Here is a 25,384-nt window from a genome sequence, read left to right as displayed (position 1 = left end):
CTCTCCTCCCGGCGCGCGAGCGCGCGTCTACGGCTCGTCCGGGTACTCGGTCTTCAACCCACTGAGCACCCGGTCGGCGATCCCCTTGAACCGCAGGCGCTCGATGAGCTGCTGCAGGTCCCCCTTCACCGAGATGCGCCGCCGCAGCACCGCCTCCACCGGATCCAGGCTGCCCTGCAGGAGTTGCTTCCACACGGTGTAGGGCGCGCGCGCCAGGTAGGCCGGATCCAGCTCGTCCAGATCGTCCGGCTCGTCGAGCACGCGCAGGGTTTCGATGAGCGTGCCGCGCGGCACCACGTGCACCACGAAGGCGCGCGCCAGCCGGCCCGGCTCCGCGTCGACGATGACCCCGATGTCGCCCTGCCACCCCCGGGCGGCGAGCGAGCGCTCGGGATCCGCGTTCAACAAACGCACCGCTTCCTCACACCACTCCTTCGACGGGAACGTGGCCATGCCGACCGCTACCCTCTCCGGAAGATGCTCTTGATGCTGGACAACAGCCCACTGCCCTCTTGAGGCGAGGACGGTGTCGCCGCGGCCTTCTCGGCCTTCTCGGCCTTCTCCTGTGCCACGCGCGCCAACTCCTTCTTGAGCAACTCGGGCGTGTCCCGCGTCGCCAGTTCGATGCGCCGCGGACCGCTCGGATCGTCGACCACCACCTGCAACAGGCACTCCTCGTTGAGCCGGAAGTCGATCTTCCGCCCCGCCGCTTCCGCGGGAACCTTCAGGGTGCCCAGGTACTCGTTGTCCACCACCAGATCACTGTCTCCCTGGAAGATGTCCATCTCGATGAAGGGCGCCCCCGGCTCCCTCGGCGCCGGCAGCCGGAAGCTCTTCACCAGCGGAATGATGGTGTTCTTGTCGATGACCCGCCGCACGCGCCCGTTGGGCAGCGCGTAGCCGATGGGCATGGACACCGCGTCCAGCAGCGTCACCGAGTCGAGGCTGCCCAGCGACTCGGCCAGCAGCGCCGCGCCCAGCGCCACGCACTCGTCCGGGTGCACGCCCTTGCGCGGCGGCTTGCCGAAGTGCTCCTGGATGCGCTGTTGCACCAGCGGCATCCGGCTCTGTCCGCCCACCAGGATGACCTCGTCGATCTGCGAGCGGTCGATGCCCTTTTCCTTCAGCACCCGGTCACACAGCTCGAAGGTGCGATCCACCAGATCCATGGTGAGCGCGTTGAGCGTCTCGCGCGTGAGCGGGATGCGCACGTCCACCGGCTTGCCCTTGCGCTCCTCGAGGAAGGGCAGGTCGATGACCACGTTGGGGATGAGCGTCAGATCGATCTTCGCCGCCTCGGCCGCGTTCTTGATGCGCTGCATGGCGATGGGGCTCGTGGAGAGATCGATCTTGCTCTCCTCCCACGCCTTCTCCAGCACGTAGTCCACCACCCGGTTGTCGAAGTCGACTCCGCCCAGGAAGGTGTCTCCACCGGTGGCCAGCACCTCGAAGACGTTGCCCGTGAGGTGCAGCACCGACACGTCGAAGGTGCCTCCGCCCAGGTCATAGACGAGGATCTTCTGATCCAACCCCCGGTTGAAGCCGTAGGCGAGCGCCGCCGCGGTGGGCTCGTTGACGATGCGCTTGACGTTGAGTCCCGCCAGCCGCCCCGCCTCCTTCACCGCCTGGCGCTGGCTGTCCGTGTAGTACGCCGGCACGGAGATGACCGCCTCGTCGATGGGGCCTCCGAGGAACTGCTCGGCGATCGTCTTGAGCTGCTTGAGGATGAAGCTGGAGACCTCGGGCAGCGTGTACACCTTTCCGCCCAGCGACACCGCCGCGTCCCCCTCCGGCCCCGGGACGATGTCGTACTTGAAGTAGCTCTTGAGCTCCTCCACCACCTTGGACTCGTACTTGCGGCCGATGAGGCGCTTGGTCCCGTAGAGCGTGTTCTTCGGGTTGGTGACCATCTGATCCTTGGCCACGCCTCCCACCAGCATCTCGCCCTTGGCCGACAGCGCCACCACGGAGGGCAACACCAGGTTGCCGCGATCCGTGGGAACGATCTTCGGGACACGGTTCTTCACGGACGCGACCAGGGTGTTGGTCGTGCCCAGATCTATCCCGATGATGCGAGGTCTGTCCGCCATGGTGGAGCTTCCCTCTGTATCACGACAGTCACCCTCATGCGCACTTCTCGTCTCCCCGCTCCCGCCAGACGACAGAGGGCCACCCACCCCGACCGGTCACCTCCCGGCGATACGTCCGGGCGACTCAGGGGGTCGGCCGCGCCAGGAGCCGCTCGGCCTCGGCCCGGATGTCCCCGGAGGGATCCCGCGCCCTCGCCGCCTCGAGCAGCACCGGCGCCAGCCGCGGCAGCCGCGTGCCCACCGAACGCAGCGCCGCGCGGCGCTCGGCGACGGCGCTCTCCAGGCGCTCACGCACCGCGTCGTCTCCGCAGGTGCGTGCCCCGGGTGACTGCTGGCGCAACAGCAACTCCGCGTCCGCCAGCCGCGCCTCGCTCAGCTTGAGCGCCTCCGCCGCCGTCACCCCGAAGCCCTCCAGATCCTCGGGGAACTCGGTGTTCGCCGCGCGCGCCCGGCCCAGCGTCTCCGACGCGATGCGCGCGAAGCGAGCCGCCGCGCACAACTGCCGCGCCGCCGCCTGCGGCACTCCGCCCTCCGCCGACAGGCTCTCCTCACGCGCCACGCGCAGGGCCCACAGCGAGAGCTGCCGCGCCGCCACCGCCGCCGAGAACGCCTGGTGCCGCGCCTCTCGCAGGTCCATCCACCGCCGCAACACCACCGGATCCGGATCTTCCGGGAGGAAGGCCCGCTGGTACTCCGCCGCCGCCTCGCCCACCCGCCCCGACAGGTCCAACAACACCGCCGTGCGCAGGTACAGCTCCGGGCTGCCCGCCTTCTCGCGCAGCGCCTCCAGCCGCACCGCCACCTCGTACTCCGCCACCCGCCGCGGCAGGGCGCGCAGCACCGTCTCCAGGCTCTCCAGCGCCCGCCACCGGATGAGGGGGTTGCGCCCCGAGCGCAGCGCCTCCAGCAGCGGCTCCAACACCTTCACCGACACGTGCTGTCCCAGCTCCTGCGCCGCCTGCCAGCGGTCCATCGGATCCGGCGCCACCAGCGCCCGGCTCAGGTCCTCGATGGAGCGCAGGTAGTGCTCCACCTGGGCCGAGCGGATCAGGGCGTCCGGCTGGAGCAGGACCGCGCGCTCGGCCCGGGCCCGCGCCAGGCGCGCCGGGAAGTCCTCGAGCTTCGCGCCCAGCGGATGCGCCGCCACACGCGCCTGGGCCTCCTCCAACAGCCCCGAGAACAGCAGCCCCTCCATCTCCAGGCCCAGCAGCTTCACCCTGGCCTGCTCCCGGTAGCGCCCCGCCGGGAAGTCGCGCAGGTAGGCGAACAATTCCCTCGCCCCCTCCGCCCGGGCGAAGCTCTCGTCGTCCAGGCGCGACTCCACCTCCAGCCGCCGGGGATCATCCGGCGCCTCCAGCAGGTACTCCCGCATGCGCGCCGGATCCCTCGTCGAGGACGCCTCCTGGAGCTCCGCCGCCTTCAACAGCCGCTGCGCCTCCTCGCGCTGGGCCCCGTCCGGGTGATCCCCCAGGAACTGGCGCAGCGCCGCCGCCGTGCCCTCGTCCCTGGCCGCGTTGAAGCGCAGTCCCTCCAGCAGCGCCCGCGCCGCCCGGACGTGCGAGTCCTCCGGATGCGCCTCGATGAAGCGCTTGTAGGCCACCACCGAGTGCAGCCGCTTCGCCTCCTCGAACTCCAGCTCCGCGATGCGCACCTCCACCGCTTCCGCCTCGTCCCCCTCGGGGTATTGCCGGAGGAACTCGCGGTACGCCTCCACCGTGTCCGTGGTGCGCGCCCGCTCGTAGGCCCGGGGCAGTCCACAACCAGTCAGCAACCACAGCAGGCACAGGGCTCGGAACGCACGCATCCCCCCAGCATTACCACCCCACCCCCGGCCCGAAAAACACACCGGCCCCTGTCCGCTCGACTGGGTGGTTTTTTTGACCACACCCCGGCTCCACCCGAGCATCACCCCGAGGCCTGATGCAGGGAGGTGGCGACATGAAGCTGGGTGTACTGCTCGCGGGACTGCTGGTGTGCACGGGGTGCGCCACGGGCAGTCCTCCCGGAGGAAGGCTCTTCGCCTCGAACTACCGCTACAGCCCCCTGACGCCCCCCGCGGCGCCCCGGCCCATTCCGAACGATGGGGTCGACTCCGCTCCCGCTCCCACCGCGTCCGGAGACTCCAGCAGCGACGGGGACGCCGCCTCGCCCGAGCCGCGGCGCTCTCCCGCGCCCGATGCACGCGAGAAGGTGCTCGCCGCCGCCCGGGGACTGCTGGGCCGCACGAAGATCCAACTGTCCGGACGCACCTGGCCGGCGGACTGCACCGGCTTCGTCGAGGCCGTGCACTCGCGGGCCGGGGTGTCGCTGCGCGGCGCCGCCGCGAAGGGAGACAACGGGGTCACCGCCTTCTACCGCTACGCGCGCGCCAAGGGCCGGGTGTACACCCAGGGCACGCCGCGGCCAGGAGACCTGGTGTTCTTCCGGGAGACCTATGATCGCAACCGGGATGGCCGGCGCAACGACGGGCTCACCCACGTGGCCCTGGTGGACAAGGTCGAGCCCAATGGCACCGTCGTCGTCATCCACCGGGTGAAGCGGGGCGTGGTGCGCTACCGGATGAACCTCGCCCGGCCCGACCTCAAGAAGGATCCCCGCACCGGAGCGGTGCTCAATGACATGCTGCGCGTGCCAGGGGCCAGCAAGGCGCCGGTGCTCACCGGCCAGCTCTTCGCCGCGTATGGCTCCGTGCTGCCCGAGCCCCGCCCCGAGGCGGTGGCCCGGCGCTGAAGCCGACCCCCTCGAGGGCAAGGCCCTCGAGAGGCCAGGGACTCAGGACGAGACGCGCGCCGTGCGATCCCAGGCGGCGCGCTGTGAGTTGCGCAGGAAGCGCCAGAAGCCCACCGCGATCGCCAGGTTCATCGTCACGAAGTAGTAGGCCACCGACGCCACCCGGCGCGCCGAGCCCTTGAGCGCCCCCGTCTTCCCCAGCAGCGCCAGCCCGTAGAACAGCACCTGCCCCATCAGCGTGAACCGGTAGAAAATACTGTTCACCAGGAAGAGGTTCGCCAGGAATGCCAGGGCCATGAGCGCGGGCGCGCACCAGCGCAGCAGCTTGTGCGACCAGAAGGCGAACGCCGGGAAGCCCACCAACGGAGAGAGCAGCCGAGGCACCATGCGCAGACTCTGGAAGTTGCCCGCCGCGATGCGCGCCCGGCGGCCGAACTCCTTGTCGTAGTCCTCCGTCGTCTCCTCGTGTGCCACCGCCTCGGGCTCGTAGACGACCTTGTAGCCCTGCTCCAGGATGCGCAGCGGAATCACGAAGTCGTCCACGATCGTCGACGCCGGCAGGGGCTGGAACAACGAGCGGCGAATGGCGTACAGCCCACCGTTGGCCCCCATCACCGCCCCGCGCTTGCCCTCGTAGAACTTGATGAGCGACTCGTACGTCCAGTACGTGCTCTCCTCGTACTCGGCCTTCGTCGGGTTGTAGAGCCGCAACTGCCCGCACACCACCCCCACCTCGGGGTCCTCGAAGTGCCGCACCAGGCGTTGAATCGCCTCCGGCTCGATCATCGTGTTCGCGTCCGAGAGCACCACGATGTCACCCCCGGCCAGGGGAATGCACCGGTTCAACACCGACGTCTTGCCGCCCCGGGGCGCGGCCGACAGCCGCACCCGCTCGTCGGTGCACGCGCGCACCAGCTCGTCCGTCCCGTCCGACGAGCCATCCGAGCCGATCAGCACCTCGAAGCGCTCGGCCGGGTAGTTCAACGCCAGACTGTTGCCCAGCTTCTGCTGGATGCAGCTCGCCTCGTTGTAGGCCGCCACCACCAGGCTCACCCGGGGCGGCACGCCCACCCGCTGCGCGCGGCGCTGGTTCGCTCCCGAGCGCATGTAGCGCAGGTTGTGCGCCACCTGCGCCACGCCATCCATCGCGAACAACACCAGCGGGTAGAAAAAGTAGGTGTGAACCAGCAGCACCGCGGCACACCAGAAGACCAGCTCCGCCATCACCCGTGCCTCCGACCTGGGAATCGCGTCCATGCGCGTCCCGCTCGGAGACACCAGGCTAGCAAGGGACGTACCGCCGTCCGCCCCAGCCACCTGCCCTGGAGCCCGGGCGAGAAGACCCCCGACGCACGGCCCGAAGACGGAACTTTTTTCACCCTCCCCGCGCGCGAGGCGCCCTTCAGGGCGTGATGGACGTCGCGTTCGAGGGCGCTCCGGGCGCCGTCCCCTCCGCGGGGGGAGAGTCCGAGGGAGCGGTGGGCGCCGTTTCATCCGTGGGCACGGGCGCCGGCGTGGGAGCCGGCGCGGGCGCGGGCGGGGGCTTCACGGAGGGGGGAGGCTCGAACTCCTGGCGCTCCAGGTCCTCGATGTAGGCATGGAGTTGCTGGGCCAGCTCGTGCTTGGGGTTGAGGGTGATGACGGTGTTGAGCAGCGCGCGCGCGGCGGCCGGCTCGTGGCGCAGCAGGGCGATGCGCGCCCCGAGCACGTAGGCACGCAGGTAGGTGCTGTTGCGGGCCCGCAGGCTCTCCATCCCGGCGGCGGCCTCCCGGGTCTCGGCGGGCGAGGCCGAGGCGTGGTGGAGGACGTACTCGGCCATGACCAGCGAACTCCACTCGAACTGTTCCGCCTGGGCCAGCTTCACGGCCAACGCGGGCGTGTTGCCCACCCCCAGCGTGGCGGACATCAGGGCCCGGGCCCGCAGACGCGCCAGGGCCACCTCGCGCGGCTCCTTCGCGGACTCCAGCTCCAGGTTCTTGAGGACCTGCACGGCTTCCTGCGCCAGCACCTTGCTCCGCCCCTCCAGGGAGGAGCGCTGCCGCTGGAGCGTGGTCAGCTCCTCCTTGCGGGTGTTGGCACGGCTCTGCCAGTCGATGGGGGTCTGGGTCGAGACGAGCCGATCGATGAGCTCGCTCAGCTGCTTCTCCTTGGCCTGGAGCGTGGTGAGGCGGACCTGGGTGTCATCCAGGTGCATGGCGAGCGCGATGCCCATCTCCGCCAGCAGCTCGACGCTCTGGGGATACCTGTCCGACAGGGACTTCAACTCGGCGAGGGCTTCTTCCTTCGAGGCCGTGTCGTCCCGGCGAAACTTCGCCACCGCCTCGTCCCTGGCGGCCTGCACCGTGTGCGGCAGGACGTCGGGCTTGGAAAGCCAGGCCCGCGAGATGAAGAACGCCGTCAGGGCGAGCACGAGGACGCCCGCCGCGATGAGCAGGCCCCGGCCCGTGCCACCCTTCGCCGGGCGCTTGCCCCGGCCCTGGTCACGAGCGGAGGGGGTGGGCGCATCCATCAACTCGGGCGGCAGCTCGAGCGGCTTGCTCAAGGCGGGCGCGGGCCCCACGGGGGGCGGTGCCGCCTCGGCGGGCGCCTCCTCCCCCATCAACTCCGAGAGGGGCCGATCCAACTGGACGAGGATCTCGTCGGGCAGCTCGATGGGGGTCGTCGCCGCGACTCCGATCCGAGGCTCGTGGCCGTAGGGAGGGGGAGCGTCGAATGCCGCGGGTGGAGACACGGGTGCTGGCGTGGGCTCCGGCAGGGGGCGCTCCGGCGCCGCGGCGCGAGGCGTCATGCCGGGCGGCTGGGCGAGCGGTGGCCCGGAGGGAGCCTCATCGAACGGCGAGAACGCGGAGGGCTCCGACGCCTCCAGGGCGGCGAAGGGATCCTCTTCCCGCGTTGGAGGGGTGGCCTGGGGCGACACCGGCAGCGACACGGTGACGGGACGGGCCGACGTGGGCCGGGGGCCGAGGAGCCGGGAGGCGGAGCGGAGGGCGTCGCCGTGGCGGCGGGTGGCTTGCCGGTGGGCTTCGGGGCGGCGACGTCGGTGGGGGAAGGAACCGAACCAAACACCTGCGTCGTGTGGGGAGCGGGGGCCGCTTGCGCGGAAGGCGGCCCGCCGGGCCAGGAGGCCTGGTGGCGGCTGGAGCGGGCCTCGTGGCCGGGGCGGCGGGCCTCGCGGCGGGTGGCACCTGGGGGACGGCGCCAAACGCCTGTGTCTTCTGGATCGAGGGCGCCACCGGGGCAGCGGGTGGGGCCCGGGGCGCCACGGGAGCTATCTGCGGCACCTGGGGAACGGAGGGAACGGCGCCAAAGGCCTGCGTGGTCGTGGGGGCCGGGGCCTCCGACCCCCCGGCATTCGTGCCGTAGAGCAGAGTGGAGCTCAGGGGATTGGGCGCGCGCACCGGAACCCCAGGCGCCTTCGGAGCCGGGGCGGGCGCCGGAGCGGAGGCGCCCGCGATGAAGACATGGCTGCAGCGAGTGCACTGCACCGGAACGCCCCCGGGCGGCAACAACCGGGGGTCGAGCGCGTACTTCATCGAGCACTGAGGGCAGGCGATCTCCACGCTCCGTGCTTTATCACACGCCTCGGGGCCCTGGCGCCTACCGCAACTCGGTCGCCGCCCGGAGCGTCGCCAGCCTGGCCGATCCCACGCCGGGAACGGAGGCCACCTCGTCCCACGAGGAGAACGGCCCCCGCCGCGCCCGCGTCCGCACCAGCTCGCGCGCCAGGGATGCTCCCACGCCAGGCACCCGGGCGAGGTCCTCCTCGGAGCTCCGGTTCAAATCCAGCTTCTGGCCCAGCAGCAGGCGCTGCGGGGCGGAGGGCGGCTCGCCCGTGCCGCACCGGGCGATGCCCTCCACCACCCGCACCTCACCCGGCTCACAGTCCAGCGCGGGCTCGGTGGAGGGCCCGCGCACGCGCGCCACCACGCCCAGGCCCCACAGCCCGAGCGCGGCCACCGCGAGAGCGCCGGTGCGGTTCACCCCTCAGCCCACCGTGGTGGGCTTGTCCAGACCGAACGCGGTGTGCAACGCGCGCACGGCCAGCTCGGTGTACTTGGACTGGACGAGGCAGGAGACCTTGATCTCCGACGTGGAGATGACCTGGATGTTGATGCCCTCCTGCGAGAGCACCTGGAACATCTTCGCCGCCACGCCCGAGTGGTTGCGCATGCCCACGCCCACGATGGAGATCTTGGCCACGTCGCTGTCCGTCTCCACGCCGCCGGCCTTGATCTCCCGGGCCACCTGCTCCACGGCCTCGCGGGCCTTGACCAGGTCCGTCTTGCCCACGGTGAAGGACACGTCCGTCTTCCCATCGCGCGAGGCCGTCTGGACGATCAGGTCCACCACGATGTTCTGCGCGTCCAGGGTGCCGAAGATCTTCGCCGCCACACCCGGCATGTCCGGCACGCCACTGATGGCGAGCTTCGCCTCGTTCTTCTCGTAGGCGATGCCGCTGACAACCACGTTCTCCATCGACTTGTCCTCCTCACACACCAGCGTGCCGGGATCGTCCGAGAAGGACGACTTCACCCAGAGCGGCACCTTGTACTTCATCGCGAACTCGACCGAGCGGATCTGCAACACCTTGGCGCCCAGGCTCGCCAGCTCCAGCATTTCCTCGTAGGAGATGCGCTCGAGCTTGCGCGCCGCGGGGCACACGTTGGGATCCGTCGTGTAGACCCCATCCACGTCCGTGTAGATCTCACACGCGTCCGCCTTGAGCGCTGCGGCCAGCGCCACCGCCGTGGTGTCCGAGCCGCCACGTCCCAGGGTGGTGACGTTGCCCTGCTCGTCCTGGCCCTGGAAGCCGGCCACCACGACGATGTGCTTCTGCTTGAGCGCATCGACGATGCGCTCCGCCTCGATGCGTTTGATGCGCGCCTTGGCGAAGGTGCTGTCGGTGACGATCTGCACCTGATGGCCCAGGAAGCTGGTCGCCTGGGCGCCCTGGGCCTGGATGGCCAGCGCCACGAGCCCGATGGAGACCTGCTCTCCGGTGGCGACGACCACGTCCTGCTCGCGCTCGTTGGGCCGGTCGGTGATCTGGGAGACGAGCTTGAGCAACCGGTTCGTCTCTCCCGACATGGCGGACACCACCACCACCACGTCGTGCCCGGCCGCCTGGGCAGCGATGCAGCGGCGGGCCACGTTCTTCATTCGCTCTGTGTCGCCGACGGACGTGCCGCCGTACTTCTGGACGATCAAGGCCACCTGGGCTGATTCCTCCTCACCTTAAGACCTAAGGAGCGGCCACCGTAGTGAGGTGACCCGGGGCTGTCAAAAGGTCCCGGAGAGGGGACGGGCTGCACACGCGCCCGGGTTGAGATAAGAGGGAACGCCCCTCGCGCGGCACCGCCGCCCGACAGTCCTTGGAGCTGCTCACATGTACCGTCCCCGACTTCTGATCGATGGAGACACCCTCCGCCTGGAGGAAATCCTCCAGGTCGCCCGCAACGAGGCGACCGTGGAACTCTCCCCCGAGGCGGAAACGTGCGTGCGGGCCTCGCGTGATCTCGTGGAGCGCGTGGCCGCCGGAGACGCGCCCGCCTACGGCATCAACACCGGCTTTGGCACCCTGGCCGAGGTGCGCATCGACAAGAAGGACTTGTCGGAGCTGCAGCGCAATCTCATCCTCTCGCACGCCGCCGGCGTGGGCACGCCCATGTCCCTGCCCGAGGCGCGCGCCCTGCTGCTCTTGCGCTGCAACGTGCTCGCCAAGGGCTTCTCCGGCATCCGCCTGGAGACGCTGAAGCTCGCCCTGGACATGCTCAACCAGGACGTGGTGCCGGTGGTGCCCGAGCGCGGCAGCGTGGGCGCCTCGGGAGATCTGGCGCCGCTGGCGCACCTGGCGCTCGTCTTCATCGGCGAGGGCGAGGCCTTCTACCAGGGACAGCGGATGCCGGCCCGCCAGGCGCTGGAGCGCGCGGGCCTCAGGCCCGTGGTGCTCGAGGCCAAGGAGGGCCTGGCGCTCGTCAATGGCACCCAGGCCATGTGCGCCGTGGGCACGCTCCTGCAACTGCGCGCCGAGTCGCTCGCCCTGGTGGCCGACATCGCCGGCTCCATGACGCTCGAGGGCCTGCTCGGCAGCCACAAGCCCTTCCTGCCGGAGATCCAGGAGGTGCGCCCCCACGAGGGCCAGAAGGCCGTCGCCGCCCACCTGTTGCGGCTGCTCGCGGGCAGCGATCTGGTGGAGACGCACGTGAACTGTAGCAAGGTGCAGGACCCCTACTCCCTGCGCTGCATGCCCCAGGTGCACGGCGCGGCGCGCGAGGGGCTCGCCTTCGGCCGGCGCATCCTCGAGGTCGAGGTCAACAGCGCCACGGACAACCCGCTCGTCTTCGTCGACACGGGCCGCATCATCTCGGGCGGCAACTTCCACGGCCAGCCCATCTCGCTCGCCATGGACGTGACGGCCATGGCGCTCACCCAGCTGTCCTCCATCAGCGAGCGGCGCGTGGAGCAGCTCGTCAACCCGGCCCTGTCCAACCTGCCCCCCTTCCTCGCCAAGAACCCGGGCCTCAACTCGGGCTTCATGATCGCCCAGGTGACGAGTGCCGCGCTCGTCGCCGAGTCGCGCGTGCTCTGCCACCCCGCCTCGGTGGACTCCATCCCCTCCTCCGCCGGCCGCGAGGACCACGTGTCCATGGGCATGACCGCGGCGCTCAAGGGCCGTCAGGTGGCGGACTTCACCCGGACGTGCCTCGCCATCGAGCTGCTCGTGGCCAGCCAGGCGCTCGACTATCGGCTGCCGGTGAAGGCCGGCCGGGGCCCGCGCGCCGCGCACGAGCTGGTGCGCAGCCGCGTGCCCACCATGGAGAAGGATCGCGAGATCCACCGCGACATCGAGGCCGTCTGCGAGCTCATCGACTCGGGCCTGCTCCTGCAGACCGTGCGTCACGCCACCGCCTAGCCACCCCTCGCGGCCCAGGACGATCTCCGGACCTTCCACGGCATGACGCGCTCCCTCCGACACCTGAGTCCTTCGCGCCTGGCGGTCCTCGTCCTGATCGCCGGGGCGGCCTACGTGGGGTGGAGCACGTTCTGGTTCCTCACGGACGACGCGTTCATCTCCTTCCGCTACATCAGCAATCACATGCGGGGCTGGGGCTATACGTGGAATCCGCCCCCGTTCCGCCCCGTGGAGGGCTACTCCAACTTCCTCTGGATGGTGCTGCTCGAAGGCATCTGGCGGCTGACGGGCGTGGAGCCACCCGACGCCGCCAACCCCGTGTCGCTGCTGCTTTCCTACGGCACGCTCGCGCTGGGCTTCCGCTGGGTGTGGCGCATGGCGCTGCCCCCCTCGCTCGAGCGTCACCGCTTCGCGCTCGCGGTGGCGGTCCTGGTGGGCGTGCTGTCCAACCGGACCTTCCTCGCGTGGATGAGCTCCGGACTGGAGACGTCCCTCTTCATCTTCTGCACCACGCTCTGGATCGTGGCCACGCTCGCGCTGGACCGGGGCGGAGGGCCTCGCGCGCTCGCGGTGTCGTGCACCGCCGCGGCCCTCACCGCGCTCACCCGGCCGGACGGGCAGTTGATGGTGCTGGCCAGTGGGCTGCTCGCCCTGGGCTTCTTGCTGAGGACGCCCCCTCGGGGCCGCTGGGTGCTGGCCGGACTGCCCCTGCTGCTCGATGTCGCGCACCTGCTCTGGCGCCATGCCACCTATGGCGAGTGGGTCCCCAACACGTACTTCGCCAAGCACGTGGCGGCCTGGCCCGAGAGTGGTCTGCGCTATGCCCTGTCGTTCGTCCTGGAATACGCGCTGGGGGTGTGGTTGGCGGTGGGCATCGCCGCCACCGTGGCCGTCCTCCGGAGCCTGGGCGGGCGGCGCGTCGTGCGCGCGGTGGGCGCGCGGCCCGGCGCGGTCGCGGTCGTGGCGGTGCTCGTGGCGCACTTCGCCTACTACACCCTCATCATCGGCGGGGACCACTTCGAGTACCGCGTCTACGCGCACCTCGTGCTGCCGTTGTGGGTGTCCTTCGTGGGCTTCCTCGCGTGGCTGGAGTTGTCGGCGCGCACCGCGGCGGCGGTGGGAGGCCTCTTCCTGCTGCTGAGCCTGCCCCTGCCCTGGGTCCACTACGCGCGCACGCGCGAGCTGACGACCCGCGCGAGCACCAACAAGCTCTTTCAACCAGTAGCGGACGCGTTTCCCCCCGGAGCACGGGCCTATGCCCGGCTCTTCGATGCGCAGCAGGCCTGGCTCATCCGCCACCTGGTGGGCCTGAGACATCAGGAGCACAAGGTCCTCTACGAGTTGCAACAGCAGGGCCTTCCCCCGCGCGAGGTCGGCGAGGAGTTGAAGTTCGGAGATCCGATGACGCGGCTCGTGCTGGTCTGGAAGACCGTCGGCGTGCCCGCCTGGGTGCTGCCCGAGGTGGTCATCCTCGACTACCTCGGACTCAACGACCGGGTGGTGGCGCGCACGCCCTTGAGCGCCGACAGGCGGGAGAGCCGGACCATGGCCCATGATCGCCAGCCTCCTCCGGGCTACTTCGAGTGCTTCGAGCCCAACCTGCGCTACCAGGAAGGCCGGTTCGTGGTGACCCCCCGCCGCGAGCCCCTCACCGACGAGCGCATCCGCGAGTGCGAGGCCCGCTTCGATCCGACCCGCGCCGCCCCCGTCACTCCTTGAGTCCCGCCTCCTGGGCGATCTGCCGGGCGAGCACGGCGAAGTCCAGGTCCTGCTCGCCCCGGGCGCGGGCCGCGAGCCACCGGTCGCGCACCAGGGAGGCCAACGGGAGCGGAACGGACAGCGCCTCCCCCGCCTCGAGCATCAGCCGCGTGTCCTTCGCCGCCAGCGTCACCGGAACCCCCTGGGGGCCGTAGGCGCGCTCGAGGATCAACCGGCCGTAGTTCTTGTGCACGGGCGCCGAGAAGAAGCTCTCGGTCAGCACCTCGAACACCCGGGCCCTGTCCAGGCCACCCTTCTCCGTCAGGGCGAAGACCTCGCCGAGCTGCTCGATGGTGGAGAAGATGAGGAAGTTGCAGCACAGCTTGAGCAGATGAGCCTGGGGCGGCGTCTCCCCCACCACGAAGAGGCGCTGCCCCAGTCCCTCCAGCACCGGGCGCGCGGAGGCCACCGCTCCAGCCTCCCCCGCCGCCATCACGAACAACTTGCCCTGGGCCGCTGCGGGGGGCCGCCCCAACACCGGAGCCGCCACGTAGCCCTGTCCCTTCTTCGCGTGCGCGTCCGCCAGCCGCTCGGAGAGCTTGGGGGAGATGGTGCTGGTGCCCACGTGGACCGCCCCGGCGCCCAGCCCCCGCGCGAGCCCCTCCTCCCCGAGCACCACCTGCTCCACCGCCGCGTCATCCGCGAGCGAGGAGATGACCACCTCGGCCCCCGCCGCCGCCTCCGCCGGTGACGCGGCCCGGCGAGCACCCGCCTCGACGAAGGGCGCCGCCTTGTCCGGCGAGCGGTTCCACACCGTGAGGGCATGGCCGGCCTTCAACAAATGGCCCGCCATGGCACTGCCCATTGCACCCAGTCCGATGAACCCGATCTTCATGAAGTCTCCTCTTGGAAATGAGACGTGGCGATCCAGTCCACGCCAGAATCCGAGGAGACCGGGATCATTCCCGGGCGAAGGGGCGACTAGTGAACGCCCCTTCGCCGCCGGAAAGCCGGAGGGCTCAGCGCCGGGGGCCCCGGCCGCCCGAGACCTGCCGCAACGACACGTCATCCACGTACGTGCCCGAGCCCGTGGAGCGGCCCACGTCCCTCAGCTCCACGCGCGAGCTGGGGCCGTCCGCCCGGACCCTCAGCACCACGTACGTCCAGGCGGTGTCCGACAACTTCTGGCCGCTGGCCTCCAGGCGCGTGAGCACCTCTCCGTTCCACAGCACCTCCAGGCCATTGTCCCGCGCATCCGTCCCCGGACGGGCGGAGAACGCCAACCGCAGCTCGTACTCGGCTCCCGGGCGCGTGGAGACATCCTGGAGGAGCGTGGTGTTGTCCTGGCCATCCAGCTCCACGAGCTGAGCGCCCTGGGCGGCGCTGCCCGCCACGTTGTTCTGCAACTCGATGGTGCGTCCGGCCGCGCGCCTCCATCCCGGCAGCTCACCCATGCTCTGGAAGCTGCCCCGCCGCAGCGCGGGCTGCTCGAAGTCTCCGTTGATCAGCAGGTTGCCGTCCGGAGAGGAGTCCGGCGGCAGCGGCGGAGGAGGCCCGGGAGGACGCGGCGGGGAGCGGGGCTGGAGCGCCAGGCGCAGGTCGCGGATGGCATGCAACGCGTTGGCGTCCCCCGTCGCGGCCCCGATGCCCAGGCCCGTGAAGGACGAGTTCACCTGGCCACGCCAGTCGATCTGCAAGGCCCCATCCAGGTAGACGCGGATGCCGTCGCGCTCCACCTCGACGCGCAGCGTCGCCCAGCGATCATGGGTATAGACGGCGGGGTTGCGCCGGGTGGCCAGCGCGCGCCCCGTGCCGTCCGTGAGGATCAACCCGCGCTCCTCCCCGTAGAGCGCCACGTGCACGCCATAGCCCGAGCCATCCGTCACGAAGGCGCGGCCACTGCCCGTGGGCAGCACGTCCCGGCGCGACAGCGGCCGTCGGCCAAACATCAACACCAGCCCGTCTCCGGTGTCCCAGGGGCCGCCTCCCTTGCGATTGTAGGTGTTGAAATCGAACTGCACCGCGAAGGGCGCCTGCACCGGCTGGTTGTTCAGGAAGATCGCGCCCGCGGCGCCCGAGCGGTTCTCGGGCACGAGCACCATCCGCTCACCCTCGGCGCGCGGGTAGCCCGGGTTGCGCGTGGCGAGCACGTTGAAGCGGGAGGACTCGTTGAAGCGCAGCGGGGGGCTCTCGCTCAGGGCGTAGGACCAGGGGGACTGTTGCCACTCCTGCTCCCGCTCCTGCCGGGGTCGCAACTCCTGTTCCTGCGCCCGGCCCTCCCCGGTGACCAGCGCGGCCACCAGCGCGGCCGCCGTACCCAGCAGATGCAACCCCCCATGACTTCTCTTGCGATGCATTGCGTAATCCCTCGTGCCGACGCCGCCCGCGAGTGGGCAGCCCATGTCGTGCGTGCTCCGACGCGACCTCCTTCGCCTTATTCAGAACACTTGCCGGCCCTTCGCCTTGTGACTCCCCCGTCGTACCCTGCTCGGGACCCACCGACTCCGGGTGGGTTCATTGACCAAGGAAAAACACCCCATGAAGTTCCAAATCCCATCCCTGGTGATGATGGGTTGGTTGTCCATGTCGTCCGCGACGATGGCGAGTTGAGCTCGGGCCTGGTCCTGGCGATCGTGGACAACAACTACAGGTTCTCCGATGACTGGACGCTCGCGACGTACGACCCGGCCACCGATGAATGGCTCCAGCTCCCCAGGAACCCGGGGATGACCCACGCGGACTTCTCCGCGACAGTGCTGGGCTCGGGCTGGGCGCTCCAGGCGGGAGGCTACGACCCTACCCCCGCTGAGCCTCCACGAGATGCCCGACGCCCCCACTTCCGGCGCCGGACACCCACCCTCGCCCCCGCCAGAGCCCGTCCGCCCCACTCCGTGGACGCGTCTGGCCCCGGGGTCCAAGACGCCTTTCCAGCAACGGACACAATCCCTCGTCAGGGCGTGACTGAATGAACGAAGCACGCCTGCCCCCCTGGCCGCTCCGTGCATGAGCACTAGATTTCTCTACCCCGAAAAAGGAGAAATCCATGAAGCCGCTCCCGATCCGCCGCCCCGTGGCCCTGACGACGCAGAAGCGCGCCTGCACCCTGAGCGTGTCGCGTGTCACACTCGAGCAGCGGTTGGGACGCCCGCTCGTGCACGAGGAGGAGGGCGATGGGCTCGGGCCCCGCTACCGGTGGGAGTCCACCTGTGAGTGTGGCCTGGAGCTGTTCATCGAGCTGCCCATCCACGCCGCCGGGGAAGAGGGCGAGGCGACCCTGTGGATGGACCATGTCGAGGTGGACCACGCGCTCGCGCACCTGGGCCTCGCCCCGCGGCACGTGCGCTGGCGCGTGGACATGCAGCACCCCCTGCCGCTGGATGGCTGGGCGCTGGTGCGTGAGGACGAGTTCGGCAACCGCTTCGACCTGTGCATCCTCCCCCTCCAGAGCCATGCCGAGTGTCTGGGGCGGCTCCTGAGCACGCGCGCCACCCGGCGCTCCTTCCAGGTCGAGGCCCGGGGCACGCCCCCCCGCCAGGGCTGGGCCGTCATCCGCCAGGACGCCCAGGGCAACCAGTACGAGGTGGCCGTGCACCCCCAGCCGCGGCACGCCTCGCGGCTCGTTGGCTCCTAGACAGCGCCCGGCTTCAAAGTTCACAAATCCCGCCGTGACGCTCTGCTAGACCGCGCGGTCTCACCTAGAGAGCGCAACATGCCCAAGCGCGCATCCAGCAAGAGCACCTCCAGCAAGACCGCCGAGCGCGACGTCATCCCCCCCGGCACGGACGTGTCGGACGGCAGCCTGTTCTTCAACCGCGAGCTGTCCTGGCTCGCCTTCAACAACCGCGTGCTCCAGCTCGCCGAGGATCCCTCGGTTCCCCTGCTGGAGCGCGTGAAGTTCTGCGCCATCTACGCGCGCAACCTCGACGAATTCTTCATGATCCGCGTGGCGCGGTTGCACGAGCAGCTGAGCAACCGCGTCGCCCGGCTCGTGCCCGATGGCGCCACCCCGGGCGAGACGCTCGGCAAGATGCACGAGCGCATCCTCGAACAGGGCAATCGTCACGCGGACTGCTTTGAGCGCCAACTGCGCCCCGCGCTGGCGGAGAAGGGCATCCGCATCCACTCCATGAAGGAGCTGGACGCGGAGGGGCGCGCCCAGATGGAGCAGCGCTTCCGCGAGCAGATCTTCCCCGTGCTCACCCCGCTGGCCATCGGCCTCGGGCGGCACTTCCCCTACATCTCCAACCTGTCGTTGAGCCTGGCGGTGCTGCTGCGCGATCCGGTGACGGACACGGAGAACGTGGCGCGGGTGAAGGTGCCCAAGGAGCTGCTCTCGCGCTTCGTGCCCCTCAAGGGCGGCACGTCCTTCGTGCCGCTCGAGGAGGTCATCGCCCACCACCTCGGGGCCCTGTTCCCGGGCATGGAGGTGTTGGATCAGGGCCTGTTCCGCGTCACCCGGGACGCGGACTACACCGTGTCCGAGGACGCCGAGGATCTGCTCGTGGCGGTGCAGACCGAGCTGCGCCAGCGCCGCTTCGGCGACGTCATCCGCCTGGAGGTGCAGGCGGGGATGAACCCCAAGCTGCTCGAGCCCCTCATGGATGCGCTGTCGCTGGAGCCCCAGCATCTCTACGAGGAGCGGGGCCTGTTGGACCTGTCGGACCTGATGGCGATCGTCTCCACGCCCGGCTTCGCCGAGCTGAGGGATCCGCCGTGGACGCCGGTCACCCAGCCCCGGTTGCAGTCGGAGGACGACGGCGAGGTCACCCCGGTGATGACCGCCATGCGCCGCGGCGCCCTGCTCGTCCACCACCCCTATGAGTCCTTCACCACCTCGGTGGAACGCTTCGTCACCGAGGCGGTGGAGGATCCGGACGTGCTCGCCATCAAGCAGACGGTGTACCGCACCTCGGACAAGTCGCCGCTGGTGCCCGCGCTCATCCGCGCCACCGAGCGCGGCAAGCAGGCGGTGTGCATGGTGGAGCTCAAGGCACGCTTCGACGAGCGCACCAACATCCGCTGGGCACTCGCGCTGGAAGAGGCCGGGGTGCACGTCGTCTACGGCATTCCCGGCCTCAAGACGCACGCCAAGGCCATCCTCATCGTGCGCCGCGAGGGCGAGAAGGTGCGCCACTACGTGCACGTGGGCACCGGCAACTACAACTCCAAGACGGCCCGGCTCTACACCGACCTGGGCCTGTTCACCACGGACCCGGACATCGGCGCCGACGTGGCCGACCTCTTCAACTTCCTCACCGGCTTCGCCCGCCCCAAGTCCTTCCGCAAGCTGCTCGTGGCCCCCGTCAACATGCGCGAGGGCCTGCTTGAGGAAGTCCGCCGCACCATCGCCCAGCACACCCCGGAGAACCCCGCGCGCATCCTGTTGAAGATGAACGCGCTGGTGGATCCGGTGATGATCCGTGCGCTCTACGACGCCTCGCGCGCCGGCGTGAAGGTGGAGCTCAACATCCGCGGCATCTGCTGCCTGCGCCCCCAGGTGCCCGGCGTCTCGGAGAACATCCGCGTCGTCTCCACGCTCGGCCGCTTCCTGGAGCACTCGCGCGTCTATCTCTTCGAGCGCGGCGGCGAGACGCGCTGCTACATCGGCTCGGCCGACCTCATGCCGCGCAACCTCGACCACCGCGTCGAGGCCCTCACCCCCGTGGAGGACCCCACCCTCGTCGCCCAGGTGCGCGACATCCTCGACCGCTGCCTCGCCGAGAACACCCATGCCTGGGTGCTCCAGGCCGATGGCGCCTGGCTGCGCCGTCCCCCGGAAGGCGAGAAGCGCTGGGCCCAGCAGGAGCTGATGGAGCGCGCGGTGCGCATGGCCCAGGCCTCCACCGGCCGGCCCCTGCCCTGAGAGGCACGCTCCTCCCGCGTGGCCCAGGACAAAGCGCTCGGTTCCATATTGAACCGGCGCGTCCCGGGAGGTAGGAGCGCCTGTCATGGGCGCTCAGTGGAAGCACAAGGGCCGCACGGAGCACGCGGCCGCGAAGGGCCGGCTGTTCACCAAGCTGGTCAAGGAACTCATCATCGCCGCGAAGGCCGGTGGGCCCGAGGTGGGCTCCAATCCCCGGCTGCGTCTGGCCGTCGAGCAGGCCAAGAAGGCCTCGATGCCGCGCGACACGCTGGATCGCGCCATCAAGAAGGGCGCGGGCCTGTTGGACGAGCCGGTGAACTACGAGCTCGTCACCTACGAGGGCTTCGCGCCCCACCAGGTGCCGGTGATCGTCGAGTGCCTCACCGACAACAAGAACCGCACCGCCACCAACATCCGGGTGCTCTTCCGCAAGGGGCAGATCGCCACCACGGGCGCGGTGTCGTGGGACTTCAACCGGCTGGGCGTCATCGAGGCCGCGCCTCCGGAAGGAGGCGCCGACGCCGAGGCGGCCGCCATCGAGGCGGGCGCGCAGGAGCTGGAGCCCGGAGACGAGGGCGCCACGCGCTTTCTCACCGCGCCCACGGATCTGGACGCGGTGAGCCGCGCCCTCACGGGCCTGGGCTGGACGGTGAGCGCGCAGAACCTCGCCTGGATCGCCAAGAATCCGGTGCACCTGGAGGGCGAGCAGCGCGCCGAGGTCGAGTCGTTCCTGGAGGCCATGGACGAGGACGACGACGTGCAGAACATCTACGTCGGTCTCAAGTGAGCCGCGAGGAGCTGAACACCCGGCTGAGGGAGTTGCTGTCGAGCCGGGAGCCGGAGGCCCACGCGCTCCCCCGGACACCCGAGGGAGGCCTGTCGCTCTTCGCGCCGCCCTCTCCCGAGCATCGCTTCCTGCCCTCGCTGCCCGCGCACCTGGAGCAGGCGCTGTCCACGGCCGCCCACTTCATGGCGCTGGCCAATGCCCGGCCCGGCGAGGCGGGACTCGCGGCGGTGCTGGACGCGGCGAACGAGGGCGCGCGGCGGGGAGACCCCGAGTGGGTGCGGTACGCGCTGCGCCTCTTCCTCGCCCACCACCCCGAGGGCCGCGAGCTCACCGTGCCCCCGCTGCACGAGCGCGCCCCCCACCTCGTGCTGCCCTCGCGCAGGACGATGCCGCCCCGCAAGGGCTCGCCGGGCGTCCCGGGCGCGGAGGTGTGGTTGGACTACTTCCGCGAGGACGCCGGACTCAACGAGGCCGTGGAGACCTGGCGGATGCGGTACCCGGCCGCCGGCCATCCGGACCCCACGCAACCCTCCCGGCGCGTGCTCCCCGAGCGGCACGCGGAGGCGTTCTGGCACACGCACCAGCAGTTGCTCGCCCGTTACGACACGGAGCGCCTGTCGTTCGGCATGCCCCGCACGGCGCCCCTGCAGGACTTCACGGCGCCCCTCAACGAGGCCTATGACTCCCGCCTGCCCGGCTTCGCGCCCCGCCCTCCCGGGCTGAGCCTCCAGGGAGTGCCCGGCTATGGCGTCGAGGATCATGCCACCCGGAGGGATCGGCTCTGCGCCGCGGCCTCCTCGGGACTGATGTGGCATGGGGACACGCCCATCGACATCGACAGCGTGGAGCAGCTCGCCCATACGGTCGAGTCCACGCCCGCGTCCCTCGATGGCGAGGCCTGGCGTGACCCGCTCGGTCCCCATGGCTCGTACCACCACATGGGACAGCTCCTCCTGGCCTGTCTGCGCTCGCCGAGGGACAAGAGTGGCCTGCCCGGCGTCCTGGCCGCTCCGGCCACGGCGGCGAGGGATCCGCTCTTCTACCGCTGGCACCGCCACGTGGACGACATCCTCGACACCTGGCGGAGCACGCACGAGGCTCCGCACGACCTGTCCGAGCAGACCCCGGTGCGGATGCGCGCGTGGATGACCGAGGGTCCGGCGCCCATGCACCAGAGCCCGGACCTGCTGCTGTGTCTGGACAAGGACGTGCCCGGGCTGGGCTCGCCGGACTTCGACGGGCAGCGCTGGGGCGAGGAGCAGTTCGGCGGCGAGCACTGGGACGGGAGGCCCCCCTCCTTCCCGATGACCACGCACGTGCTGCACACCCACCTGGCGCAGCGCCCGTTGCGGCTGCCGGATGGCTCGGAGGTGCTCAAGCCGCGGCTGGAGCACGAGCCCTTCTCCTACTTCCTGCGGATGGAGAACCTGCTGCCGCGCGAGCAGCGGGTGACGGTGCGCATCCACCTGGTGGCCGAGCCCTTCGTGGACGAGCGTCGGATGTGGATGGAGATGGATGGCTTCGTCCATACGCTGCGGCCCTCGGAGCGCGCGGTCATCTTCCGTCCGTCCCGCCTGGCGTCCGTGGTGCGGGAGCGAGGCTGGCCCGCGCACCTGCTGCTGCCCCGGGGCAGGCGCGAGGGCATGCTCTTCCGCTTCCAGGTGACCGTCACCGGCGAGGCCCAGGAGACGGAGACCTCGGGCGAGTGGGGCTACCCCTTCAACCGACCCTTCGCCCCGGGTCAGCGCATCGTGGATCTGTCCAAGCGGCCCGACGTCGCCACGCGCAACATCTGGCTCATCCACGAGGAGGGCTGAGGAGTATTCAGTGGAGCACGGACGGCCTGCACCTTCTGCTCGTCATTCATGCCATGAGCTGGGGGCGCATGCCGCGAGCAGACCTGATGGCGGGCAGCGCTGTCGCCTGGAGGTCGACAAGGTGTAGTCGGCGCTGTTATCTCCACCGGTCGCGAAGCGCACGAAGAGAGAGAGGACCCCATGGCCGATGAGAAGCCGCAGGAGAACCCTGAGGAGCCCAAGCAGGAGTTCTTCGAGAACGACGCCACGGATGTCGAGGTGGAGGACGTCGGGGAGAGGCCATCGGAGACAAAGCCGTGGGATCCTTCCAGGATCCGGATCAGCACGAAACCCTTCTCCCTCCGTCAGGTGGCGGACATGATCAAGGACGGCGACATCGACCTGGCGCCAGACTTCCAGCGCCTCTACGTCTGGAAGCCGGCCCAAAGGTCGCGGCTGATCGAGTCCGTGCTCTTGGGCATCCCGCTACCTGCGTTCTACTTCAACCAAGACTTTCAAGGAGCGATGCAGGTGGTCGATGGCGTGCAGCGCCTCACCACCATCAACCGCTTCGCCACCGGTGGAGAAGCCCTCTCGGATCTCGAGTACCTCAAGCACCTGGAGGGGCAGACCTTCAACGACCTCGATGTGGTCCTGCGACGGCGCTTTCATCAAACGCAAATCTTCGTCAACGTCATCGAGCCGCAGACGCCTGATGACGTCAAGTTCGATGTCTTCCGGCGAATCAACACAGGAGGCAGTCCGCTCACCGCCCAGGAAATCCGGCATTGCATGAGCCGGAAGCGCTCACGCGACTTGCTCAAGGCGCTGACAGCCCTGCCCTCCTTCCACAAGGCGACGGATGAGGCATTCAGCCATGAGCGGCGCATGGCTGATCGGGAGGTAGTCCTCCGGTTCTGCGCCTTCCGCTCCCTGCTGAACCTGAACGACTACCGCGAGTTCAACAGCCTGGACTCCTTCCTGCTCGATTTCACTCGCCGGGTGGACGGTGTCCATCCCTCTGGACAGAACCTTTCCGAGGATGCCATCACCCAGCTCTCCGCGGACTTCGATCGTGCGATGCGTACCGCGAATGCGGTGTTTGGCAACACCGCATTCCGCAAGTACCGCCTCGGGGCAACCCGACGCGGCCCCATCAACCGAGCCCTGTTCGAGAGCTGGGCGGTCGCGCTGGCCGATTACGAGCCCGAACAGCTCAAGCCGAACCAGGAAGCCATCATCAAGGCCGCGCGCAAGCGGATGGGGGACTACGACTACAATGCTGCGGTCAGCCAGGGGACTGGCGACATCTCCAAGGTCAAGCTCCGCTTCCAGGTGGCACGCGATATCCTCAAGAAGGCCGCCGGATGATCACGACACTCCAGATCACCGGGTTCAAGCGATTTGCCTCCTGCTCGCTTGACCTGGCTCCCCTCACGGTCCTCACCGGATTGAACGGGGCAGGAAAAACCACGGTCATCCAGGCCCTGCTCCTGGCCCGAGAGGCCAGCACCCCTGGAGCGCGCACCGTGCCACTCAATGGGCCCTTCGGCCTGGAGTTGGGCAGCGCACAGGACGTGCTCAACCTCCACACGGCTGTCGATACCTCGGAAATCGTGCTCTCCATGCTCATGGATGACGGGACGGAGGTCCGCTTCCTTCTGGATGCACGCGACGAGACACTTCTCCACCTGCCCATCAAAGATCCCCCAAAACAGGTGCCTCAAGCCTTGGGCGGCCCCCACCGGGCATTCACCTACCTCTGCGCCGAACGACTCGGCCCGCGGGATGTCCTGGGCGCCAGCGCCAGGCCCGCAGACGATTTGAGTGTCGGCGTCCGGGGCGAATTCTGTGCCCAGGTGCTGGCCCTCCATGGATTGAAGGAAAAGGTCTCGCCAGGCCGGATGCACCCCGAGCGGCATGGAGACGTCGATGCCTTCCTCAAGTACCAGGTCGAGGCCTGGCTGTCTGACATCGCCCGCCCTACTGAAATCAACACAGACTGGTTCCCCAACACTTCTGTCACCGCACTGCGCTTTCGCACTCCAGGCGGCGATTGGGTGCGCGCGCCCAACATGGGCTTCGGCGTGAGCTACAGCCTTCCCATTGTACTGGCCGGGCTGTTCACACCTGCGGGCGGGTTGTTGATCGTCGAGAACCCCGAGGCCCACCTGCACCCAGCGGGCCAGTCCCGCATGGGCACCTTCCTGGCTACCCTGGCGAGAGACGGAGTCCAGGTGCTGGTGGAGACGCACAGCGACCATGTACTCAATGGCATCCGCCGCGCCATCGGAGAACACCAGCTCTTGGGAGCAGACCAGGCACTCGTCCACTTCTTCGACATGCAGGCCGGTGGTCAGCCGGAGCGCTCCACCCTCCGATTCACGCCTGCTGGTGGCTTGAGTGACTGGCCGCGCAAGTTCTTCGACCAGTACCAACTCGATGTAGCCGCACTGGCACGGGTGCGACGCAGTCCCCCGAGGTAGCCGATGCGCTTCGTCTTGGAGGAGTCAAGCTGGGCTTGGGATGGAAAGAACCGGGAGACATACATCGAGCGAATCGAGCAACTCCTGGATCGGCTGGACATCGCCTACGAGCGGGAGGAACCCTACCTGGCGAGCAGAGAACTGCTCCAGCAACAGGTCTTTGGCGCATACACGCTGAATGACCTTTTGTGGAACCAGGATTCGCCATTGAACCTTCCATTCGAGGTGAGCCAGCGGGTGGTTGGTCATCTCAACATGATGCAGTACTGGGACGAAGAGATGGCCTGGCCCGCCATCGACGTGAACATCGCAGGCAGCGACGTCCTGTCACCCTCTGCCGCGCTCGTGCACGCACGGGTGGGAAGGCGCCAGGCCACCGCATGCCTCCCCCTACCGGGAACTTGGAGTGGTCCGTGCGAGGTGATCGTTGCTGGAGCCAAGGAGCGAATCCACTTCGTCGTGGACGAACCGTCCCATCGCGCCTTCTTTCGTGACACCCTGGAAGTCGAGCATGTGGACGAGGCCGGGCTGGAAGCACTCGCTCCACACGCATTCCCCGTCCTGATGTTTTTAAAGGGGGTATGGAGCGAGCTCGGCCACTTCGAAGGAGGCTATGCGCGCATCAGGCAATCCCTCCACCATTTCCTCGCTGTGCTCGACGACCATGGGGCATGGGTCTTCACCGACGAGACCGGTCGGCTTTCGCCCGAAGAGCCCGTCCCAGGCGACAAGGAGCGCAGACCGGTTACGAACCAACTCATCCAGCAGCGGTTCATCCACTGGGCATTCGATGTTGCACCCGAGAAACCCAACGTCCGTGCCGACGGGGTATGCCGAAGAGCCAGGGAGCGGGAACTCGGGGGACAGACGCTCTACTGCGAGTGGCACTACAAGTTTGAGGGCCATGTCAACCGTGCCCACATCCACCCGCCCGTTACCGCTTCGAAGGGGAAGGTGATCGTGGCCATCTTCCGCGACCACCTGCCGCTCCCGGGTGACGGGTAGTTCCTCCGGCATGTAG

20 protein-coding genes are annotated in these 25,384 nt (G+C 69.2%); 10 read left to right on the top strand and 10 right to left on the bottom strand.

Going from position 1 to position 25,384, the window contains the following annotated elements; genetic code table 11:
• Nucleotides 1-27: 27 nt before the first annotated feature.
• The 3 genes from CYFUS_RS21855 to CYFUS_RS21845 form a co-directional block, all read right to left on the bottom strand.
• Complete coding sequence (locus CYFUS_RS21855; RefSeq protein WP_095986984.1) at nucleotides 28-453, bottom strand: SCP2 sterol-binding domain-containing protein; 426 nt, start codon at nucleotides 451-453, stop codon at nucleotides 28-30.
• Nucleotides 454-461: 8 nt separating this feature from the next.
• On the bottom strand, nucleotides 462-2,090 hold the full coding sequence (locus CYFUS_RS21850; protein WP_095986983.1) for an Hsp70 family protein: 1,629 nt from the start codon (nucleotides 2,088-2,090) through the stop codon (nucleotides 462-464).
• 124 nt (nucleotides 2,091-2,214) lie between these two features.
• Nucleotides 2,215-3,894 carry a HEAT repeat domain-containing protein gene (locus CYFUS_RS21845; protein ID WP_095986982.1) on the bottom strand — a complete coding sequence of 560 codons (1,680 nt, stop codon included), beginning with the start codon at nucleotides 3,892-3,894 and terminating at the stop codon, nucleotides 2,215-2,217.
• Between the two features lie 134 nt (nucleotides 3,895-4,028).
• On the opposite strand from CYFUS_RS21845, the gene CYFUS_RS21840 reads away from it, so the two are divergent.
• A complete protein-coding gene (locus CYFUS_RS21840) occupies nucleotides 4,029-4,820 on the top strand; it encodes a CHAP domain-containing protein (RefSeq protein WP_095992152.1) in 792 nt (263 codons plus the stop codon).
• A gap of 42 nt (nucleotides 4,821-4,862) precedes the next feature.
• On the opposite strand, the gene CYFUS_RS21835 is transcribed toward CYFUS_RS21840, so the two are convergent.
• From CYFUS_RS21835 to CYFUS_RS21815, 5 genes are all read right to left on the bottom strand, one after another.
• On the bottom strand, nucleotides 4,863-6,044 hold the full coding sequence (locus tag CYFUS_RS21835) for a glycosyltransferase family 2 protein (RefSeq protein WP_095986981.1): 1,182 nt from the start codon (nucleotides 6,042-6,044) through the stop codon (nucleotides 4,863-4,865).
• Nucleotides 6,045-6,222: 178 nt separating this feature from the next.
• On the bottom strand, nucleotides 6,223-7,749 hold the full coding sequence (locus CYFUS_RS21830) for a hypothetical protein (RefSeq protein ID WP_198317018.1): 1,527 nt from the start codon (nucleotides 7,747-7,749) through the stop codon (nucleotides 6,223-6,225).
• Complete coding sequence (locus CYFUS_RS54595; RefSeq protein WP_095986979.1) at nucleotides 7,646-8,353, bottom strand: hypothetical protein; 708 nt, start codon at nucleotides 8,351-8,353, stop codon at nucleotides 7,646-7,648. Before CYFUS_RS54595 ends, CYFUS_RS21830 begins: the two co-directional genes overlap by 104 nt.
• Before the next feature lie 64 nt (nucleotides 8,354-8,417).
• Nucleotides 8,418-8,801: a ComEA family DNA-binding protein gene (locus CYFUS_RS21820; protein WP_095986978.1), complete on the bottom strand. Its 384-nt coding sequence runs from the start codon at nucleotides 8,799-8,801 to the stop codon at nucleotides 8,418-8,420.
• A gap of 3 nt (nucleotides 8,802-8,804) precedes the next feature.
• Nucleotides 8,805-10,034, bottom strand: coding sequence for an aspartate kinase (locus tag CYFUS_RS21815; protein ID WP_095986977.1), 1,230 nt, complete (start codon nucleotides 10,032-10,034; stop codon nucleotides 8,805-8,807).
• Nucleotides 10,035-10,206: 172 nt separating this feature from the next.
• On the opposite strand from CYFUS_RS21815, the gene hutH reads away from it, so the two are divergent.
• Nucleotides 10,207-11,733 (top strand): histidine ammonia-lyase, encoded by a 1,527-nt coding sequence (gene hutH, locus CYFUS_RS21810; protein WP_095986976.1) that lies wholly within the window; start codon nucleotides 10,207-10,209, stop codon nucleotides 11,731-11,733.
• Nucleotides 11,734-11,775: 42 nt separating this feature from the next.
• Nucleotides 11,776-13,452, top strand: a complete 1,677-nt coding sequence (locus tag CYFUS_RS21805) for a hypothetical protein (protein ID WP_095986975.1) — start codon at nucleotides 11,776-11,778, stop codon at nucleotides 13,450-13,452.
• On the opposite strand, the gene CYFUS_RS21800 is transcribed toward CYFUS_RS21805, so the two are convergent.
• Both CYFUS_RS21800 and CYFUS_RS21795 read right to left on the bottom strand, forming a co-directional pair.
• Nucleotides 13,442-14,326, bottom strand: a complete 885-nt coding sequence (locus tag CYFUS_RS21800) for an NAD(P)-dependent oxidoreductase (RefSeq protein ID WP_095986974.1) — start codon at nucleotides 14,324-14,326, stop codon at nucleotides 13,442-13,444. The two genes, CYFUS_RS21805 and CYFUS_RS21800, sit on opposite strands and share 11 nt — an antisense overlap.
• Nucleotides 14,327-14,450: 124 nt before the next feature.
• Nucleotides 14,451-15,788 (bottom strand): hypothetical protein, encoded by a 1,338-nt coding sequence (locus CYFUS_RS21795; RefSeq protein ID WP_232537704.1) that lies wholly within the window; start codon nucleotides 15,786-15,788, stop codon nucleotides 14,451-14,453.
• 686 nt (nucleotides 15,789-16,474) lie between these two features.
• Here CYFUS_RS21795 and CYFUS_RS21785 point away from each other — a divergent pair.
• The 7 genes from CYFUS_RS21785 to CYFUS_RS21755 all read left to right on the top strand — a co-directional run bounded on the left by CYFUS_RS21785 (nucleotide 16,475) and on the right by CYFUS_RS21755 (nucleotide 25,368).
• A complete protein-coding gene (locus CYFUS_RS21785) occupies nucleotides 16,475-17,062 on the top strand; it encodes a hypothetical protein (RefSeq protein ID WP_095986971.1) in 588 nt (195 codons plus the stop codon).
• 78 nt (nucleotides 17,063-17,140) lie between these two features.
• Nucleotides 17,141-19,294, top strand: coding sequence for a polyphosphate kinase 1 (gene ppk1, locus CYFUS_RS21780; RefSeq protein WP_095986970.1), 2,154 nt, complete (start codon nucleotides 17,141-17,143; stop codon nucleotides 19,292-19,294).
• A gap of 85 nt (nucleotides 19,295-19,379) precedes the next feature.
• Entirely contained in the window at nucleotides 19,380-20,081 is a 702-nt protein-coding gene (locus CYFUS_RS21775) for a YebC/PmpR family DNA-binding transcriptional regulator (RefSeq protein WP_095986969.1), read from the top strand.
• On the top strand, nucleotides 20,078-21,898 hold the full coding sequence (locus CYFUS_RS21770; RefSeq protein ID WP_095986968.1) for a tyrosinase family protein: 1,821 nt from the start codon (nucleotides 20,078-20,080) through the stop codon (nucleotides 21,896-21,898). The genes CYFUS_RS21775 and CYFUS_RS21770 overlap by 4 nt, the downstream gene beginning before the upstream one ends.
• 180 nt (nucleotides 21,899-22,078) lie before the next feature.
• On the top strand, nucleotides 22,079-23,248 hold the full coding sequence (locus CYFUS_RS21765) for a DUF262 domain-containing protein (protein WP_095986967.1): 1,170 nt from the start codon (nucleotides 22,079-22,081) through the stop codon (nucleotides 23,246-23,248).
• Complete coding sequence (locus CYFUS_RS21760) at nucleotides 23,245-24,363, top strand: AAA family ATPase (RefSeq protein ID WP_095986966.1); 1,119 nt, start codon at nucleotides 23,245-23,247, stop codon at nucleotides 24,361-24,363. Before CYFUS_RS21765 ends, CYFUS_RS21760 begins: the two co-directional genes overlap by 4 nt.
• 3 nt (nucleotides 24,364-24,366) lie before the next feature.
• A complete protein-coding gene (locus tag CYFUS_RS21755) occupies nucleotides 24,367-25,368 on the top strand; it encodes a hypothetical protein (protein WP_095986965.1) in 1,002 nt (333 codons plus the stop codon).
• Nucleotides 25,369-25,384: the final 16 nt, after the last annotated feature.

Origin of the sequence: Cystobacter fuscus, from assembly GCF_002305875.1 — a bacterium.
GTDB classification, from domain to species: Bacteria; Myxococcota; Myxococcia; order Myxococcales; family Myxococcaceae; genus Cystobacter; species Cystobacter fuscus_A.
This window is presented reverse-complemented; position numbering and strand designations above follow the sequence as displayed.